We start from the raw sequence: 17,906 nt of genomic DNA on the forward strand, positions 1-17,906 counted from the left end.
TGTTTGAGATTTGTTAGTGATATAAACCTATTAAAAGCAAATAATCATGACTTACAGGGAAACAGCCCCTGATATTATGCCCAAGTTGTGATGGTTTCTACTGGCAGACGATAGGAAGGATGACCTTCTTTCGCTGATTTACCAATAGAGATCAACATAACGGGTTGATAACGCTCTTTGTCCATACCGAATACTTCTGCAATTTGATCTTTCTCATAACCACCAATTGGGTTGGTGTCATAACCATGAGCACGTGCTGCAAGCATCAATTGCATGGAAGCAAGGCCAGCATCGATTAGGTTAACGTCACGAAGATCGGAAGCAGCCATCTTTTCGTAATAAGGCATTACAGTTTTGAGCTGCATATCCTTAATGTCTTGTGGCATGTAACCAAGTTCTACAGCTTTACCAAAAATCTCATCCATATATTCAACGTTGTTCATGTCAATGAATACGCCAATAACAGCGGCAGAAGTCAAAACCTGATTTTGATTGAATCTTGCAAGAGGCGCAAGCTTTTCTTTGCCTTCAGCTGTATCTACAACCAGAAAACGCCAAGGTTGCAAATTGATCGAAGAAGGAGCGCGTGAAGCCTCTGCAAGAATTTCAGTCATTTCTTCACGGCTGATTTTCACTTCAGGGTCGTAAAGCTTAACAGAACGGCGACCGTAGGTAATTTCGTTAAAATCATTTGTTTTTTGGAATTTGCTTTGAATCGTACTCATGAATGGATCTCTCCTCTATATATGGGTTAAAAATTGTTCTGCATACGTTCGAGGAAATCAGCGAGCGCTTGAACCTCGTCTTCACTGAAATCCTGCAAAATCTGATTGATAAAATTGGTCTTCTCAGCTTTGTAGCCTTCAATCTGCTTCCGACCGTGGTCCGTGAGACGAACAAAAGTTACCCGATTATCTTCAGGGTTTTTACGTCTTGTGACCATCAGGTCTGCCTCAAGCTGCTTCAAGTGGCGTGTAATCGCAGCACTATCAATGTTAATGATTTTCTGCAGCATGGACTGGTTGATCTCATCGACCTGATCCAGTTCATGGAGAATCTCAAAGCGTGAGGAACTGATACCTGTGCAACGTTCGAACTTGGGACTGATTTTGTTGCCCAATACGTTCAGCAGGTTGATGATCTGTTCTTCTTTGGAAACAATACGTGTCATGACTAGACCTCCCGGGTGAATCTGAATCATGAACAACGGCGTATGTTAACCAATAAATGATGTTCCAGTATACAATGCCATTGCCTAATGATTATTTGTATGCTCTCGATCATTGATGTATCAATAGTTGATGCCTCAATCATTGATGGCTCAATTAATATATCATGCCTTTTATGATTTTGCAACAGGTTGTGAAGAAAAGAAGATTATACCTGGATTATCCGGGTGCAGAAGCATAGTGGTCTGTATAGGATGTCCATCTGTATGAGTTTATATCGATGGTCCATGTTATTGAGAATTATTATCAATTGATCTATAATAATTAAGAAGACATGATATATCGAGCGAACGCAACAGGCAGCAGTTCTTACAACAGCTGAGCAGCATGAAGGTGCATATGGATCGGAGGGTAAGTACAGAAGATATGAATTTGAATGATCACATCAAGCTGTGGAATCGCTGGATACGATCACAAACATATTACGGAAAGCAAAATAATATAGCTTAGTCAGGCGAGTATAGGCTTCGATCCGACAAGGGAAGGGACGTCAGCATGAACGAAAATGATTGGATCAAACAAATGGAGCAACTACATTTCTCTGCTGTCCACGTCTGCCAGTACTCTAGCAATCCGGGTACTCTCAGCCGCAGGGTCTGGAAGAGATACGCCATTTGCAGGATTATTGCTGGCAAGGGATCTTTGACTATGAATAACGTTATACATACGGTGTCCCAAGACGATTGGTTTTTGTTAAAGCCAGGAATGCATGTGGAGTTTCAGACAGATATGGAAGCCACAGTCCGATATCAGATCATTTTATTTTCCTGTGTGACACTTACCCGGAGTCGAAATGCTTGGCATAGCGATACAGTTGATTTTCCTGTTACAGGCAAGCTTAACATTTCTTCCAACGCGTCTGATATTCGGGAGAGCATGGATACCTTGGTACATGGAAAAGACTCTTTCACGAGTCTGGGAAAGACGCGCAGGAAACATCTTTTGCATCAGTTATTGATTCAGCTAATGATACACGTGAATGAAGCAGCTCCGTCTTTAGCGGGGATGGATCGGGCACTTGAATACATGACGCATCAGTATATGAAAGACATTCGAGTCGATCAGATGGCCGGCATGGCAGGGCTTAGTGTGAATCATTTTATAAGAACGTTCAAACGGCAATTAAATATGACTCCGATCGAATATATCCTGAAACAACGTATGGCGAAGGCCAAGCAGCTGTTGTTTTCTTCAGATAAAATCAAGGAAATTGCGGAGCAGGTAGGCTATAGGGATGAGCACTATTTCAGCAGAGTCTTCAAGAAAAACGAAGGCGTCGCACCGACGCTATATATGAAAAATAAAGTGAGTCGCATTGCCACATTGTATTACGGGTTGGATGACTATGTGATAACGCTTGGTATGACGCCAGTGTCCGCACTATCTTATGGTCAGAGAGTGGCTCGCCATGTTGCTGTTCCTGAGCTTCAAGTACACAGTCATCAGGGACTTATCCTGGACAGCTTCAATCAGAACTATGACGAGTTGAGACGAGTCCAACCGGATCTGATCATTACAAGTAATCGTTTAGAGCCGAATGCATCCCTGCATCATATCGCCCCCACCACTATGCTGGAACATACCAACCATTGTGGTGAAAGACTACTGTATATAGCGGACATTATGGGACGTACCGAACAGGCTGTGCAGTGGATTGAACAACATGAGAACCTGAGTCAGGTGCTTCGAAGACGAATTCAATCGAGATGGGGGAAACAGAGTGCCATGTTCATCCGGGTGACTTCTCATTTCTACCGAATGTATGGATTAAATAACCAGACAGGAGCCCTATTGTATGATGATTTAAGATTCCATTTGCCTAGCCATTTCCCGGAAAATCAGTGGGCTGTGGAGACGCAAGTTAGCGATTTGCAGTTATATGACGCGGATCATGTGTTTGTAATGGTCGATCCCACGGAAGAGGCGCACGCTCAACTACGGCAATTGCAGCAATCTAGTGAATGGTTGGCATTAAAGGCTGTTCAAGAAGGCCATGTCTATAATGCAGGAGATATTTTCTTCAAGACGCTGGGGCCAACCGGACGGACGTGGGCTATGCGATATGTAGCAGAGCAGCTTGGTATTACTGTACGGTGATATTGTGCAAGTGAAGAGCGTGGAATAATTCATGGCAAGCTTGTTTGCTTTTCCCTACTATAATGATAATGATTATTATTATTAAATAGTAGAGGAGATTCACTACAAATGGTAAGACAGAGAGTAGCAACGATGGTACTATTGGCCTTGCTTATATTCGTACTGGCCGCATGTGGCAAGACATCGGAAGTAAATGAAGCAATGCCTGAGCAACAGGATACACCTTTGGAAGAGAGTGGTACACAAACGATCGAGCATCTTAAAGGAACAGCGGTTGTACCGCAAAAAATAGAGCGTATGGTTGTGTTGTCTGCCGCTTACATCGATCACATGTTAACGATTGGTGAGAAACCAGCAGGCGTTAATGTAGAAGTTCGTTATGGCGGAGATTATCTGCCTTATCTTGCAGATCAGCTTGCTGATGTGCCAACAGTAGGGTCGGCAGATAGTCCTAATCTGGAGGCTATTCTTCAGATCAATCCGGATGTCATCGTTGTTGAGAGTCGAACTGCTGAGAGTACATATGAGCAGTTGGAGAAAATTGCTCCGACGATTGTACTTGGTAATGAATGGCTGGATTATGAAGATGACACAACGTATTGGACACAGGATCTGTTGACCATAGCCGGGTTGTTCAACAAGGTCGATCTGGCCAAGGAGAAAATCGCAGAGGTGGAGCAACAGGCGGAACAACTAAAAGCGAAGATCGAACAATTGGATCAGAAAAAGCTGGCTTACTTGCGTGTCAGAGAGAAGACTTTGCAAATTTATGCGGAAAAAGGGCATCCAACCAACACGCTGTTGTATCATGATCTTGGATTTGTGCCCACTGCTGTGACGCCTGGCGAACAGCGTGAGGACCTGTCCATAGAGAAAATCGCGGATATTGATGCCAATTTCGTCGTTCTTGAGGTTGATCCGAATGCCGAGGACTATCTAAACAACATCCATGCAAGCTCACTCTGGAAGAAAGTGCCGGCTGTTGGTGAAGATCAGGTCTATACGACAGACTCGTTCTGGTTATTTAAGGGCTGGGGAGCAATCGGTCGCAGCGAGATTATTAACGAAGTTGAAGATATGATTCCATAGATGGGACATTATCCAGGACATAACCATTCAGAGATGTCGGAAGTATTACAGCAATTTTTTGTGACGACGATCCGAGCAGACTGCAATGATTCCAAGTTTCCTTTCCGAGTGAAGGATTTGCTGGATGAAGAGAAACGAGACTTAATATTGCGTGAACAGGCTATGCAACAAGGGCTTCAATTGGATGGAAAAGGGAGTGTAGCTGTCGGTACACTTTTTGCCAAGCGTTATTCGGTGTTGGTAATGGCCGTAATTTCTGCATTCAGTCTATACGACACTACACTTAGTATGGCAGATGATGATATACGGTTCGCATTGAATGGATCAGGCGGCATGCGATATGAGACTCTGCTAGAGAAAATCTTTCTGGAAGGTCCCGATCCTGTCCAGCGCAGGTCAGAGAGTACCTTGCTCAAGAAGAGAATGCTGTTACATCTGGTACCTGTTCTGCGAGCAGTAGCCATTAGTACAGGAGCGAGTGATAAGGTCATGTGGTCTCTGGTTGCGCATAATGTGCAACAATTGTATGAACGCATGATTAATGATCAAAGAATATGGAAGACGGATCAACGGCTTGCACAGATCAAGGAAGATCAGAGCATATGGCTTGACGAACAAAATGAAAATGCATTTACATTTGCCATGGAGCTGAATCGCTTTGATCACCCCGAGTGGCAAGGATCGCCGTTCTTGATACGTCGATATTGTTGTTTGGCTTATCAAGTTGGAGACGGCAGTCATACACATGGTTATTGCGACAGTTGTCCGAAGCTGGATTCGGAATCCCGATTGCATAATCTTCTACAGGAGTGAACTGACATTTTCGTACCGCATCGTCGTATCTGCTTCGACGATCCTTGTTCTCTTCGAAACTGACGCCAGAGGCTTGGGCGAGACCATGTCCCCAAATCCTCTTTATAAAGAATCGGTCTGGACATCGACATGTTCCATAACCTGCAGCCGCTTAAGCCAGCGTCTGCGGGTTTGTTGGTTTTGGACGAGAAAGTTCAGGCAAACGTAGGGATAAAATCCGAGTAAGCTCAAAAATGAATGACTTTTCACGTTTTTGGATTTTGCGTTGATTACCTGGATCGGATATACTTCAAGTTATTGATCAATTCATAACTGTGCGTTGGAAGGGGAAAAATGATGGCTAAAGATACAGCAGCATCGGTTAATCGGCGAAATGATATTATCTCTGCAGCGATTGACGTCTTCGCGGAAATTGGTTATTACCGTGCGACTACAGCTCAAGTGGCTGAACGGGCAGAGATTTCACAGCCGTATATCTTTCGTTTTTTTAAAACAAAAGAAGCTTTATTATTAACTGCAATTGAAGTCTCATGGACACGAGTGATTGAAGCGTTCCGAATCGTTGTGGAGACGGCGACGCCAGATCAGTTGGAAAATGACTTAATTGAAGCCTACGATAAGATTCTGGAATCTCACAAGAGTGAGATCTTGCTACAAATGCAGGCGCAAACCATCCGGGAAGAAGTCATTCGTCAGGCCATGCAAAAAGGCATTGGTGATGTACGAAGCATGGTACTGGAAGCTTTCACAGTTGCAGGAATTGCGGAACCACTCAAAAGAACCATGATTTTCCTGGCGATCGGGATGTTGTGTAATGTATCTACAGCATTGGATATGCCGGAGCTAAAGGATCGATAGAGAGGGAGTGAAGTCCCTTTTTTAAATTTAGTTATTGATCAATCACTAAATATGGTTTATATTGTTCTCAGGAAGTAATTGATCAATCACTAAATTAATGAAAGAGGTCGGTATATGATGAAAAAAGCTATTGTTATTGGAGCCACAGGTGGAACAGGTGCAGCGATTACGGAGGAATTGATTAGACGGGGAATTTCTACGATTGCATTTGGGCGCTCTCGTCAAAAACTGGAGCAACTTGCGGTAAAGCTGGGATCTCCGAGTCACCTACAAATCGCAGTGGGAGATGCATTTCAGTCGGATGATATTATTGCTGCTTCCCAGGAAATTGATATCATGTTCCATTGTGCGAACGTTCCGTATAACGAAATGGAGAGCAGACTGATTCCGCTGGGTGAATCCGTTATGACGGCGGCAGATCACTTGGGGCTGAACGTGGTTGTAATAGACGGAATCTACCCTTATGGCCAAAGACAAATGAAAGAGGTAACGGAAGAACATCCGAAGCAGCCACATACCCGCAAAGGCAAGACACGACTTGCCTATGAACAAATGTTATTCAGCAGAAGATGGAGCAGAGCTCAGGTGATGATTGTTCGCTTGCCAGACTATTATGGCCCAACGGCCAATCAGGCTTCCTATCTGGGTTCCACGCTTGAAGCGATAGCGAAAGGCAAGATGGCTTTTTTTATCGGGAATATGAAGGTAGCCAGAGAGTATATCTATTTGCCGGATGCTGCGGTCATGGTGGTGGAATTGGCAAGCAGGGAGACGACATATGGGCAGAACTGGAACATTCCTGGATCGGGGATCATCTCGGGTCATGAGATTGTGCATATGGCACAGAAGGCTGCGGGGAGAAGAAAACCTGTGATCGCGTTAGGAAAAGTGGGACTGTCATTGATTGGACTGGGTGTACCCGTTATGAAAGAAATTGTAGAGATGTTATATCTGACGGTGGACCCGTTGATCTTGAGTAGACAAAAGTATGAGGAACGGATTGGCCCGGTTGTGGCAACATCTTTTGAAGAAGGAATTGCGTTAACGATTAAGGAGTTGCAGGGGGAGTAGAAGGGAATATATCTTTCGGGACAAGTAATTGATTGATCACTAACTATGGGAGTTTCAGAGGTATCCTGAATGGGGGCGCACAAAGCTAGTCCTGGGCATAGAGTGTACTATTGTAAAAAGCGGAGATTTGACGTGGGTGTACAAGGAGGGGGGGATTTTCTAGTGAGCGTTATGTCCAAAAAGAAACGCAAGATTTCCTCAATTAGTAAAGTTAAACGGAAAGTAAAAAAACAAAAAAAGCACGCTAGCCTTAGGAAGAGCAAGTCTTGTAAAAAAGGCAGACGTAAATGCAAAAAAAAGAAAAGCCACAGAAGCCCTTTCCTTCGAGGCCCACGGGGTTATCGGGGGATGAGAGGATACACTGGAGCAACTGGAGTTACAGGGTTAATCGGAGACCCTGGATCTCCTGGCAAAAGGGGAGCAATCGGTCTAACAGGACGAACTGGAGTAACTGGAATTACGGGAAGTACCGGAGTAACTGGAGCCACAGGAGCTACTGGACTAATGGGGACCACAGGTGTGACTGGAGCTACAGGATTTAAAGGTACGACCGGACCAACGGGTGAGGCGGGAGCAACTGGCATCGGATCGACTGGAGTCTCAGGAACAACCGGCGCAACTGGAATAACCGGATTTGGTAATACAGGCGTGACTGGTGCTACAGGAAATACTGGTATAACTGGCTTTACGGGCAGCACCGGATTTACAGGAGCAACTGGTCCAACTGGAATTGGTGTGATGGGACTAACTGGTTTTACGGGCTCAACCGGTGAAACAGGAGTCACGGGTCCGACTGGTGCAACTGGAATTACTGGCGTTACCGGAGAAACGGGTCTAACTGGGATAACAGGAGTCACGGGTAACACAGGAGTAACTGGCGCAGCCGGAACGACAGGTAGTGTAGGTGTGACCGGAGCTACTGGAGAGACGGGGGTGACCGGGGTTGCAGGTACGGATGGTGCCACGGGACCCACGGGGGCTACTGGGATAACCGGAATGACTGGATTTATGGGGACAACTGGAGTAACCGGTGAAACAGGGACAACAGGAACAACAGGTGTTACTGGAGAAACGGGGTTAACTGGGGCCACCGGAACGACTGGTGTGACGGGACTCATAGGAGTTACTGGGATTACTGGTCCTACCGGCTCAACAGGAGATACAGGAACGACGGGTCCAACAGGTGTAATAGGAGTTACTGGCGTAACAGGGACGACTGGAGCGACAGGTCTAACCGGTCTCACGGGTGTGACCGGAGCCATTGGAGCGACTGGGGAAACGGGACCTGCTGGGATAAATGGAATGACAGGTTCAACCGGCACGACAGGTATTACTGGAATTACTGGTGCCACTGGAGAAACGGGCATAACAGGGGACATAGGTTCAACTGGTGTCACGGGTCCCACTGGTGCTACTGGGGGAACTGGATCTACGGGAGATACAGGAACCATAGGAATGACAGGTGCAACTGGACTTACTGGGATCACGGGGATTACCGGAGTTACGGGTATAACTGGTGTGACCGGTGCAACCGGATTAACTGGAGAAACAGGAACCACGGGCATCACAGGGGAGACGGGTGTAACAGGTGTTACAGGTCCGACTGGGGTAACCGGATTAACTGGAAGTACTGGCATAACTGGTACGACAGGATTCACCGGGACTACGGGTATAACCGGCGAAACAGGCACGACGGGTGTGACAGGGCCAACAGGGGCAACTGGCGAAACAGGAATTTCGGGATTAACAGGTGTCACAGGCGTAACAGGAATCACAGGAGCAACGGGTAGCATGGGAGTTACTGGCGAGACAGGAACTACAGGCATAACTGGCGTTACGGGAACTACAGGTGCGACAGGAACCACTGGAGAAACTGGAATTACTGGAGAAACAGGTAGCACTGGCATCACGGGTACGACGGGTGGGATTGGGTCAACCGGTGCAACAGGCGCCACGGGTATCACAGGTTCGACTGGGGTAACTGGTACCACTGGAGAGACGGGATTTACGGGAGTCACAGGGGTAACTGGTGTGACCGGACCCACTGGATCTACTGGAGAAACGGGATCTACCGGCACGACCGGTATCACGGGAGCAACAGGTGCCACTGGCACGACTGGCGAACAGGGCACGACCGGCATAACCGGTGCAGCGGGTATTACAGGAGAGACAGGGATAACCGGAGTCACAGGTCCAACTGGTGTGACCGGACCCACTGGATCTACTGGAGAAACGGGATCTACCGGCACGACTGGTATCACGGGAGCAACAGGTGCCACTGGCACGACTGGCGAACAGGGCACGACAGGCATAACCGGTGCCACGGGTATTACCGGAGAAACAGGGATAACCGGGGTCACAGGTACAACGGGTGTGACGGGGCCAACAGGTGCGACCGGCGAAACAGGAATTACTGGATTTACGGGTGTCACAGGCTTAACGGGAATCACAGGAGCAACGGGAGCAACAGGTGGCACGGGAGTTACTGGCGAGACAGGAACTACAGGGATAACTGGGGTTACGGGAACTACAGGAGTTACAGGTGCGACAGGAACTACTGGAGCAACTGGATTTACTGGAGAAACAGGTAGCACGGGCGTCACCGGCATCACGGGAGCGACAGGTGAGACCGGGGTAACTGGTATCACTGGAGAGACGGGGTTTACGGGAGCAACAGGTGCCACTGGCACGACTGGCGAACAGGGCACGACAGGCATAACCGGTGCCACGGGTATTACCGGAGAGACAGGGATAACCGGGGTCACAGGTACAACGGGTGTGACGGGGCCAACAGGTGCAACTGGCGAAACAGGAATTACTGGATTTACGGGTGTCACAGGCTTAACGGGAATCACAGGAGCAACGGGAGCAACAGGTGGCACGGGAGTTACTGGCGAGACAGGAACTACTGGAGAAACTGGATTTACTGGAGAAACAGGTAGCACGGGCGTCACCGGCATCACGGGTGCGACGGGTGTGACTGGGGTAACTGGTATCACTGGAGAGACGGGATTTACGGGAGCAACAGGTGCCACTGGCACGACAGGCGAACAGGGCACGACAGGCATAACTGGTGCCACGGGTATTACAGGAGAGACAGGGATAACCGGTGTCACAGGTACGACGGGTGTGACAGGATCAACAGGAGCAACTGGCGAAACAGGAATTACTGGATTTACAGGTGCAACGGGGTCAACTGGTGCCACGGGTATCATAGGTTCGACTGGCGTAACTGGTATCACTGGGGAGACGGGATTTACGGGAGCAACAGGTGTCACAGGCGTAACGGGAGTCACAGGAGCAACGGGACCAACAGGTAGCAGGGGAGGTACTGGCGAAACAGGAACTACAGGCATAACTGGCGTTACGGGAACTACAGGATTTACAGGTGCGACAGGTGCGACAGGTGAGACTGGGGTAACTGGTATCACTGGAGAGACGGGATTTACAGGAGCAACAGGTGCCACTGGCACGACTGGCGAACAGGGCATGACAGGCATAACCGGTGCCACGGGTATTACCGGAGAGACAGGGATAACCGGGGTCACAGGTACAACGGGTGTGACGGGGCCAACAGGTGCAACTGGCGAAACAGGAATTACTGGATTTACGGGTGTCACAGGCTTAACGGGAATCACAGGAGCAACGGGAGCAACAGGTGGCACAGGAGTTACAGGTGCGACAGGAACTACTGGAGCAACTGGATTTACGGGAGCAACAGGTGCCACTGGCACGACTGGCGAACAGGGCACGACAGGCATAACCGGTGCCACGGGTATTACCGGAGAGACAGGGATAACCGGGGTCACAGGTACAATGGGTGTGACGGGGCCAACAGGTGCGACCGGCGAAACAGGAATTACTGGATTTACGGGTGTCACTGGCGTAACAGGAATCACAGGAGTTACCGGATCTTCCGGCATCACGGGTGCGACAGGTGTGACTGGGTCAACCGGTGCAACTGGCGAAACAGGATTTACAGGTGTCACAGGTGTAACGGGAATCACAGGTATCACAGGTACCACGGGAGTTACCGGCGAAACAGGAACTACAGGCATAACTGGGGTCACAGGTCCAATTGGTGTTACCGGACCCACTGGATCTACTGGAGCAACGGGATCGACTGGGATCACCGGATCTACCGGCATCACGGGTGCGACGGGATTGACTGGAGCAACAGGTGCCACTGGCACAACAGGCATAACTGGTGCCATGGGTATCACAGGTGAGACTGGGGTAACTGGTATCACTGGAGAGACGGGATCTACGGGAGTCACAGGTATCACAGGAGCTACCGGACCCACCGGATCTACTGGAGCAACGGGATCGACTGGGTCAACCGGATCTACCGGCATCACGGGTGCAACGGGATTGACTGGAGCAACAGGTGCCACTGGCACAACAGGCATAACTGGTGCCACGGGTATCACAGGTGAGACTGGGGTAACTGGTATTACTGGAGAGACGGGGGTTACGGGAGTTACAGGTACCACAGGAGCTACCGGACCCACCGGATCTACTGGAGCAACTGGCATAACCGGCACGACTGGATTAACTGGTGTTACGGGTGCAACAGGTGCGACCGGAGCTACTGGCACTACAGGAACAACAGGCACCACGGGAACAACAGGAGTTGCAGGTGTCACAGGAGACACGGGTGCAACTGGTTCAACGGGGATAACTGGAACAGCAGGTATTACAGGTCCAACCGGCCCGACAGGACCAACTGGGGCTAACGGAATTACGGGGGCAACTGGCGTGACGAGTGCAACAGGTGCGACCGGAGCTACGGGAATAACTGGCACTACAGGAGCAACAGGAATCACAGGGGCTACAGGAGCCACTGGGCCAACCGGGCCTAACTTTGCTACAGAAGGGTTTTCAGCCTTCTTGGCTACACTTTCTACAGCAACGAGCACACAATTAACCAACTGGACGACAACAAGTCCTTATTATGGTAACGCCAACTTCAACGCAACGACAGGAAATTATACGGTACCAGTGACAGGCAGATATTCCATTGTGGCCACGATCAATTATGCAACGACCGCAGCGATCGCCTTATCACTGGGCGCTGGGGTTAACCCAGCCTTTCTTGTCCAGAGAACATCACCTACGGTAACTACGCTTGTTAGTGGTTTGTTGCCCATCTTAAACGTAGCCGTTACATTGCTTACTCTACGGGCAGTCTTGGGGAGCAGTTCTGTTACTTTGGCGGTAGAAGTGGCATTGAATGCTGGAGATGTAATTGGATTGTTCTATGCCGCAAACGGGCTAACGATTACGTTGAACCTGGGTAGCGGCGCAACAAATGGTATTTTTTGGTCTGTACATGAGATCACCTAATAACTTTCCAACGGATTGTGCCTATGGACAAATTCGTAAACTTGTAATAAGTTAGTTTGAAGATATTCGAAATATCTTTTGGAAAGTGGACTAAGAAGTGAGGTGGATTTCATGATTCCTATTCTGGGACGAATTAACGAATTAAGTCGAAAACAACGTAGCGTTGGTTTGACCAAAGAAGAACAAAGCGAGCAGCACGAGCTTAGAAAACAATATTTGCAGGCTATTCGAGGTCAGGTACTGACAACCATGCTGGCAGTATCCGTTGTGGACCCACTGGGTCATGATGTGACCCCTGAGAAATTAACCAATGAAAAATTGCAGCGCCGTGAACAGGCCGGCCAATAGCATTCCTTTAATAAGACAGACCAAGGTACATCTTGGTCTGTCTTTTTTTGTTTTTTGCGAACCTTGAGTCTAAAGGAAGCACACCAAAGAGGAAGGTACCGTCCTGTTAGGTAATTCGTGCGGATTTACAAGCATGTTAGTTATTTTTAGTTTTGATGACAATAAAGCTTCCGTCAACTTCAATTCATCTTCGATAACCCCTATAATAACGCTAATATATTTCAAGAATACAAGGGAAAAGAATCATTTTTCGTGTATTAACTAACAACAAACTGACATCAAAATGATTGAAAAAGACTATTTCATATATGTATCTCGAAAGGGTTGATGAATCATGAGCCTGGAAGCTTTGAATGAGCGTGTGAAAAATGATCTGGATTATTTGTCATTTGGCGGTACGAATTGGGTGCGTCCAAGAGAACATGCAGAGGGTCATGTCTATGATGTTGTCATTGTGGGCGGGGGTCAGAGTGGATTAGGGGCGGCATTTGGACTTCTTCGAGAACGGATCTCCAATATTGTCATCATTGACGAGAATCCATCAGGGTTTGAAGGACCTTGGGAGACTTATGCGCGTATGGTAACTTTGCGTACTCCCAAGCATCTGACTTCCATCGATCTGGGTATCCCCTCGTTAACCTTTCGTTCATGGTGGGAAGCACAGGTTGGACGCGAAGGTTGGGAAGAGGTAGACAAGATCCCGCGTGGAGAATGGATGAATTATTTGCGCTGGTATCGGGAAGTGCTGAATCTGCCTGTGCTTAATGAGGTGAAATTGACACTTGTTGAGCCGATAGAGAACGGAATACATCGACTTCATGTGAATAAAACAGGAACTCAGATGGATGTCATACTTGCTCGTAAAGTCGTGTTTGCTACGGGGATACAAGGTGGCGGAGAGTGGCATGTGCCATCCATGATTGCGGATAGATTACCTCGGGAGCTGTATGCCCATACGTCTGAAGCGATTAATTTTGATCGGTTAAAAGGTAAAAGGGTTGCTGTGCTTGGTGGCGGCGCTTCTGCTTTTGATAATGCGAGTTATGCTCTTGCCACGGGTGTGGCGGAAGCTCATGTATTTGTACGACGGGAAAAGCTGCCTAGTGTTAATCCCATTCGTCAGATGGAGCAATCCGGGATGATCGAGCGATACCATGCTCTTCCGGTTGCCGATAAATATGAAGTGATCTCTCATTTCTTCAAATTCAATCAACCACCCACCAACGATACGTTTAATCGCGCGGCAGCCTGGCCTGGATTCGAACTGCATTTGAACTCGCCTTGGCTGAATGTCGAAGCGACGGAGCAGGGGGCGGTTGTGCATACGGCACAAGGAGCATATACGTTTGATTTTCTAATTATTAGCACAGGTCTGCTAAGTGATCCGGCACTTCGTCCTGAACTGAGGCTCGTGGAGCCATACATTGCGCGCTGGAAAGACCGTTATGAGGCTCCGTCAGAGCATCGCAATGAATTACTGGATGCACATCCTTACTTGAGTTCGGGGTTTGCGATGACTAGCAGGAGTGAACAAGGTGAGAAGCAGTTACATGGACTGTTTGTATTCAATTACTCTGCACTTGCCAGCTGTGGTCTGTCGGCGTCGGCCATATCGGGGACCAAGAGTGCCGTGCCGAAACTGGTCTCTGCCATAGCGGATCAATTGTTCCTCGATGATCGGGAGGTTATTTTGCAACAATTCTATGCTTATGAAGAACAGGAATTTACGGCTACATGGGTGAAAACGGGTGCACTCGCTGAGTAAACGCACCTCCATAAGATAGCGAACGTGTGGCATCTGATGCTGCACGTTTTTTGGTTTTTCACATGATGAAGGTTACACTTGCCTTTAAATTGTTGTAAAATGTCGGTTGGAACATGTTAAAGGCAGGGATAATAGATGAATGAAATAAAAATGAACTATGAACAGTTTAGAGCCCATTTGAAAAAAGCGTCACGCAAACGGAATGTACCTTTGATTAAAATAGTTGCATTTCAAGAGAAATACATGAAGATTGAAGAAGTGCAATTTTACGATGTAGAACAAAATCATATGAGTGTTCAGGCCTGCAATACGTTGTGGTTGCATCTGGAGAATAAATCTTTCCGTAATATGGTGTCCCAACATTTGCAGTTCTATAGAGATATGAAGAACCTGGGTCGGCATTCCTTTGAGAATCTGATCAAAGAACTATATGATACGTCTGTTCCTGTGCTGCTCGATTACAATCCCGCTGATTATTACACCTCGGGACAGCTCGCTGAGATTCTGGTCATGGACGAGGAGAAGCTGATTGAACAATTAGAGATGGGACGCTTCAAGGGGGCGTTTATTAATGAGGATGGCAAATGGCTTAAACCCAAACCGGATGCCATGCTTGTAGAGTCTTGAACGTCATGAGATTCCCATGCACAGCAAAATCCTGCAAACGCCGCGCATAAAGCGCTGGAGGCTGCAGGATTTTTGATGGAGATACGAAAAAACATCGTTCGATCATTAGAATTAGATACTCAAGTGTCGCGACGTACCGTAAATCCGTCTTTGCAACGATTAGGATTGCCAGGGATGGAGACCATCCTCCGCCCTTGAATCATAATTCCCTTTTGACAGGTACGAAAAGCAGGAGACTTTCCGTTCAGGCGACATTTGTTGAAGGTTACAGGGGTAAGCCGCGCCATGGAGGCGATAGAGCTTCCAACAGTGGGAGCTTCAACAATCCATTCCGCAGAGGATTGCGGACCTGAATAACACTGAATGGTGCGGAAGGTCCAGCCTAACGTTAGATTAGAGAGCGTAATGCACCAGGTTTTGGGCGTTAATTTGGCGATGACTGCTCGAATGTGATGGCCAGGGGAAACGGGATGTGGAATAATGGTTTCTGCGTTAGGCAGGATCTCCCACCAGGCATAATAGCTGGCCTTGCCTTGAACCCAGTCATGACCTGTTCCGGTCTGAATCAGACTGCTGTTTTTGAAGCCATCAATCCCAATCCATGCGGATGAATACAAGTTACCTTTGCTAGGTAGAACACAGGGAACTGTCCATTCTGCTGAGATGCGGCGGTATTGGTGTGGTGTTCCTGTACAAGCATAACCGCTCCAGTTGGATGAGACCCATCCAAAACGCGAAGAGGAATCTTTCTTTTTCTGATGCAGGGAACAGGGTTTTTGCCGTTTGTGTGGACGATCTGTCATCAGGTTACCACCTTCTATAAAATCGGGACTAGATTATCAGATGCGTGTTTGAGGATTGGGGAAATGGACAACTGGACAAGAAAATGAGTCGAACGATGCAACTTTTTGAAGGTTTTTAAATTATTTTGAATGAAAATGGTTGTTTTTTGAGGAGATTATGATACTATAGAAGCAGTTGGAGGAATGAAGATGCTGACTGAAGAACGATATGCTGCAATTATAGAGCGCTTACATGCACAGGGGATTGTGAAATTGCAGGAGCTTGTTGATGTGTTAGGTGCTTCTGAATCAACGATTAGGCGTGACTTGATTGATCTGGAGAGTCGTCAGATGCTCAAACGCATCCATGGCGGTGCCGCACTGGTGAACGAAAAAACGCTTGAACTAGGCATGGAAGAAAAAACGTTCAAAAACATTCAACAAAAAACAACGATTGCTCGCTTGGCTGCAATGGAGATCGCAAATGGCGAATGCATATATCTGGATGCAGGAACGACAACATTAGCCATGATTCCCTTCATTGAAGCGAAGGACGTAACGGTGGTTACCAACGGACTTTCACATGTTGAAGCTTTGGTAAGCAAGCGTATTCGCAGTTACTTACTTGGAGGTATGATGAAAATTCATACGAAAGCGGTCATTGGCAGTATCGCATTACAGAACATGGATAACTTCCGTTTTGATAAATGTTTTCTTGGAAGCAACGGAGTTGACCCTGAAATGGGGTATACAACACCCGATCCGGAGGAAGCCTTGATTAAAAGGCGTGCACATCAATTGTCGGGAAAATCTTATGTGCTGGCTGATTCCAGCAAAATAGGGGAAATTACTTTTGCCAAATTGTTTGATTTGGAGGAGGCTGATTTGATTACCGAGCAGATGCCAGAACACTGGCGGCCTGGAATCGCCCAGAAAACTAAAATAATTGAGGGATAACGATGATATATACAATAACACTTAACCCGTCCATTGATTACATCGTGGAAGTTGATGAGCTGAAGCTTGGTGGATTGAATCGAATGAATCGGGATTTGAAGCTGCCTGGAGGCAAAGGCATTAATGTCTCTCGCATACTGAATCAACTTGGAGCAGATAACACGGCCATTGGTTTCCTTGGTGGATTCACAGGGCGTTTCATTAATGACAAGTTGCAAGAAGATCACATCCGGACAGACTTTGTCACAATTGCAGACGATACGCGTATTAACATCAAGTTGAAGCACGGAGAAGAGACAGAGATTAATGGTCTTGGACCTGCAATAAGCGGAGAAGAAGCAGAGCAGCTGCTTCACAAATTGTCTTCCTTGGAAAAAGGAGATATTGTCATTCTCTCCGGAAGCGTACCACCTGCTCTTGGAACGGATTTTTATGATCGTCTCATTAAAGTCTGCAAGCAAACGGGTGCGGAATTCGTGATTGATACAACTGGCCCTGCGTTAATGGAAGCTCTAGAACATGCACCATTGCTGGTGAAGCCGAATCATCATGAACTAGCCGAACTGTTCGGTGTAACCATTGAGACTCGCGAGGAACTGGTTTTATACGGGCGTAAGTTGCTTGAAGCCGGAGCCAAACATGTATTGATCTCCATGGCAGGCGAGGGTGCACTATTCATTACCAAAGCAGAAGTCCATCATGCGAGTGTGCCAAAAGGTACTGTGAAAAACTCGGTGGGTGCTGGTGACTCCATGATTGGTGGATTTGTAGGTACCTATGTACAGAGCGGCGATCTGCTGGAAGCTTTCCGCACAGGGGTTGCATCTGGAAGCGCGACTGCTTTCTCGGATGATCTAGCAACACGTGAATTGATTGATGAATTACGCAATCAAGTAACTATTACGACGATCTAGTCTAACGGAA

Annotated in this window: 14 protein-coding genes; 11 read left to right on the forward strand and 3 right to left on the reverse strand. The window is 47.5% G+C overall.

What is annotated here, in order from left to right:
* Positions 1-74: 74 nt before the first annotated feature.
* Positions 75-725: a nitroreductase family protein gene (locus MKZ12_RS09970; protein ID WP_339260201.1), complete on the reverse strand. Its 651-nt coding sequence runs from the start codon at positions 723-725 to the stop codon at positions 75-77.
* Positions 726-751: 26 nt separating this feature from the next.
* Complete coding sequence (locus MKZ12_RS09975) at positions 752-1,171, reverse strand: MarR family transcriptional regulator (RefSeq protein ID WP_253433129.1); 420 nt, start codon at positions 1,169-1,171, stop codon at positions 752-754.
* A 553-nt stretch (positions 1,172-1,724) separates the two neighbouring features.
* On the opposite strand from MKZ12_RS09975, the gene MKZ12_RS09980 reads away from it, so the two are divergent.
* The 9 genes from MKZ12_RS09980 (at position 1,725) to MKZ12_RS10020 (ending at position 15,243) form a co-directional block, all read left to right on the forward strand.
* A complete protein-coding gene (locus MKZ12_RS09980) occupies positions 1,725-3,326 on the forward strand; it encodes an AraC family transcriptional regulator (RefSeq protein ID WP_339260203.1) in 1,602 nt (533 codons plus the stop codon).
* Positions 3,327-3,434: 108 nt separating this feature from the next.
* Positions 3,435-4,415, forward strand: a complete 981-nt coding sequence (locus MKZ12_RS09985; protein ID WP_339260204.1) for an ABC transporter substrate-binding protein — start codon at positions 3,435-3,437, stop codon at positions 4,413-4,415.
* 33 nt (positions 4,416-4,448) lie between these two features.
* On the forward strand, positions 4,449-5,228 hold the full coding sequence (locus MKZ12_RS09990) for a hypothetical protein (protein ID WP_339260206.1): 780 nt from the start codon (positions 4,449-4,451) through the stop codon (positions 5,226-5,228).
* 336 nt (positions 5,229-5,564) lie between these two features.
* On the forward strand, positions 5,565-6,086 hold the full coding sequence (locus MKZ12_RS09995; RefSeq protein ID WP_339261365.1) for a TetR/AcrR family transcriptional regulator: 522 nt from the start codon (positions 5,565-5,567) through the stop codon (positions 6,084-6,086).
* A gap of 117 nt (positions 6,087-6,203) precedes the next feature.
* Positions 6,204-7,157 carry an SDR family NAD(P)-dependent oxidoreductase gene (locus MKZ12_RS10000; protein ID WP_339261366.1) on the forward strand — a complete coding sequence of 318 codons (954 nt, stop codon included), beginning with the start codon at positions 6,204-6,206 and terminating at the stop codon, positions 7,155-7,157.
* Between the two features lie 996 nt (positions 7,158-8,153).
* Positions 8,154-12,503 carry a collagen-like protein gene (locus MKZ12_RS10005; RefSeq protein ID WP_339261368.1) on the forward strand — a complete coding sequence of 1,450 codons (4,350 nt, stop codon included), beginning with the start codon at positions 8,154-8,156 and terminating at the stop codon, positions 12,501-12,503.
* Between the two features lie 111 nt (positions 12,504-12,614).
* Complete coding sequence (locus MKZ12_RS10010) at positions 12,615-12,851, forward strand: DUF896 domain-containing protein (RefSeq protein WP_339241052.1); 237 nt, start codon at positions 12,615-12,617, stop codon at positions 12,849-12,851.
* A gap of 334 nt (positions 12,852-13,185) precedes the next feature.
* Positions 13,186-14,616, forward strand: a complete 1,431-nt coding sequence (locus MKZ12_RS10015) for an NAD(P)/FAD-dependent oxidoreductase (RefSeq protein ID WP_339260208.1) — start codon at positions 13,186-13,188, stop codon at positions 14,614-14,616.
* 135 nt (positions 14,617-14,751) lie between these two features.
* Positions 14,752-15,243, forward strand: coding sequence for a hypothetical protein (locus MKZ12_RS10020; protein WP_339241055.1), 492 nt, complete (start codon positions 14,752-14,754; stop codon positions 15,241-15,243).
* A gap of 119 nt (positions 15,244-15,362) precedes the next feature.
* Here MKZ12_RS10020 and MKZ12_RS10025 read toward each other — a convergent pair whose 3' ends face one another.
* Positions 15,363-16,046, reverse strand: coding sequence for a G1 family glutamic endopeptidase (locus MKZ12_RS10025; RefSeq protein WP_339260210.1), 684 nt, complete (start codon positions 16,044-16,046; stop codon positions 15,363-15,365).
* A 189-nt stretch (positions 16,047-16,235) separates the two neighbouring features.
* Here MKZ12_RS10025 and MKZ12_RS10030 point away from each other — a divergent pair, with 189 nt between their 5' ends.
* Positions 16,236-16,982, forward strand: coding sequence for a DeoR/GlpR family DNA-binding transcription regulator (locus MKZ12_RS10030; RefSeq protein ID WP_339260212.1), 747 nt, complete (start codon positions 16,236-16,238; stop codon positions 16,980-16,982).
* Between the two features lie 2 nt (positions 16,983-16,984).
* Positions 16,985-17,896 (forward strand): 1-phosphofructokinase, encoded by a 912-nt coding sequence (gene pfkB, locus MKZ12_RS10035; protein WP_339260214.1) that lies wholly within the window; start codon positions 16,985-16,987, stop codon positions 17,894-17,896.
* The last annotated feature ends 10 nt before the right edge of the window (positions 17,897-17,906 follow it).

The sequence above is a fragment of the Paenibacillus sp. FSL R5-0713 genome (genome assembly GCF_037973325.1).
Lineage (GTDB): Bacteria > Bacillota > Bacilli > Paenibacillales > Paenibacillaceae > Paenibacillus.

Excerpts from the sequence above, each read along its gene's own strand:
- MKZ12_RS10030 (WP_339260212.1), top strand. The coding sequence starts at position 16,236 with ATGCTGACTGAAGAACGATATGCTGCAATTATAGAGCGCTTACATGCA.
- MKZ12_RS09990 (WP_339260206.1), top strand. The coding sequence starts at position 4,449 with ATGTCGGAAGTATTACAGCAATTTTTTGTGACGACGATCCGAGCAGAC.
- MKZ12_RS10010 (WP_339241052.1), top strand. The coding sequence starts at position 12,615 with ATGATTCCTATTCTGGGACGAATTAACGAATTAAGTCGAAAACAACGT.
- MKZ12_RS09975 (WP_253433129.1), bottom strand. The coding sequence starts at position 1,171 with ATGACACGTATTGTTTCCAAAGAAGAACAGATCATCAACCTGCTGAAC.
- MKZ12_RS09985 (WP_339260204.1), top strand. The coding sequence starts at position 3,435 with ATGGTAAGACAGAGAGTAGCAACGATGGTACTATTGGCCTTGCTTATA.
- MKZ12_RS09995 (WP_339261365.1), top strand. The coding sequence starts at position 5,565 with ATGGCTAAAGATACAGCAGCATCGGTTAATCGGCGAAATGATATTATC.
- pfkB (WP_339260214.1), top strand. The coding sequence starts at position 16,985 with ATGATATATACAATAACACTTAACCCGTCCATTGATTACATCGTGGAA.
- MKZ12_RS10015 (WP_339260208.1), top strand. The coding sequence starts at position 13,186 with ATGAGCCTGGAAGCTTTGAATGAGCGTGTGAAAAATGATCTGGATTAT.
- MKZ12_RS10025 (WP_339260210.1), bottom strand. The coding sequence starts at position 16,046 with ATGACAGATCGTCCACACAAACGGCAAAAACCCTGTTCCCTGCATCAG.
- MKZ12_RS10000 (WP_339261366.1), top strand. The coding sequence starts at position 6,204 with ATGAAAAAAGCTATTGTTATTGGAGCCACAGGTGGAACAGGTGCAGCG.
- MKZ12_RS09970 (WP_339260201.1), bottom strand. The coding sequence starts at position 725 with ATGAGTACGATTCAAAGCAAATTCCAAAAAACAAATGATTTTAACGAA.
- MKZ12_RS10020 (WP_339241055.1), top strand. The coding sequence starts at position 14,752 with ATGAATGAAATAAAAATGAACTATGAACAGTTTAGAGCCCATTTGAAA.
- MKZ12_RS10005 (WP_339261368.1), top strand. The coding sequence starts at position 8,154 with ATGACTGGATTTATGGGGACAACTGGAGTAACCGGTGAAACAGGGACA.
- MKZ12_RS09980 (WP_339260203.1), top strand. The coding sequence starts at position 1,725 with ATGAACGAAAATGATTGGATCAAACAAATGGAGCAACTACATTTCTCT.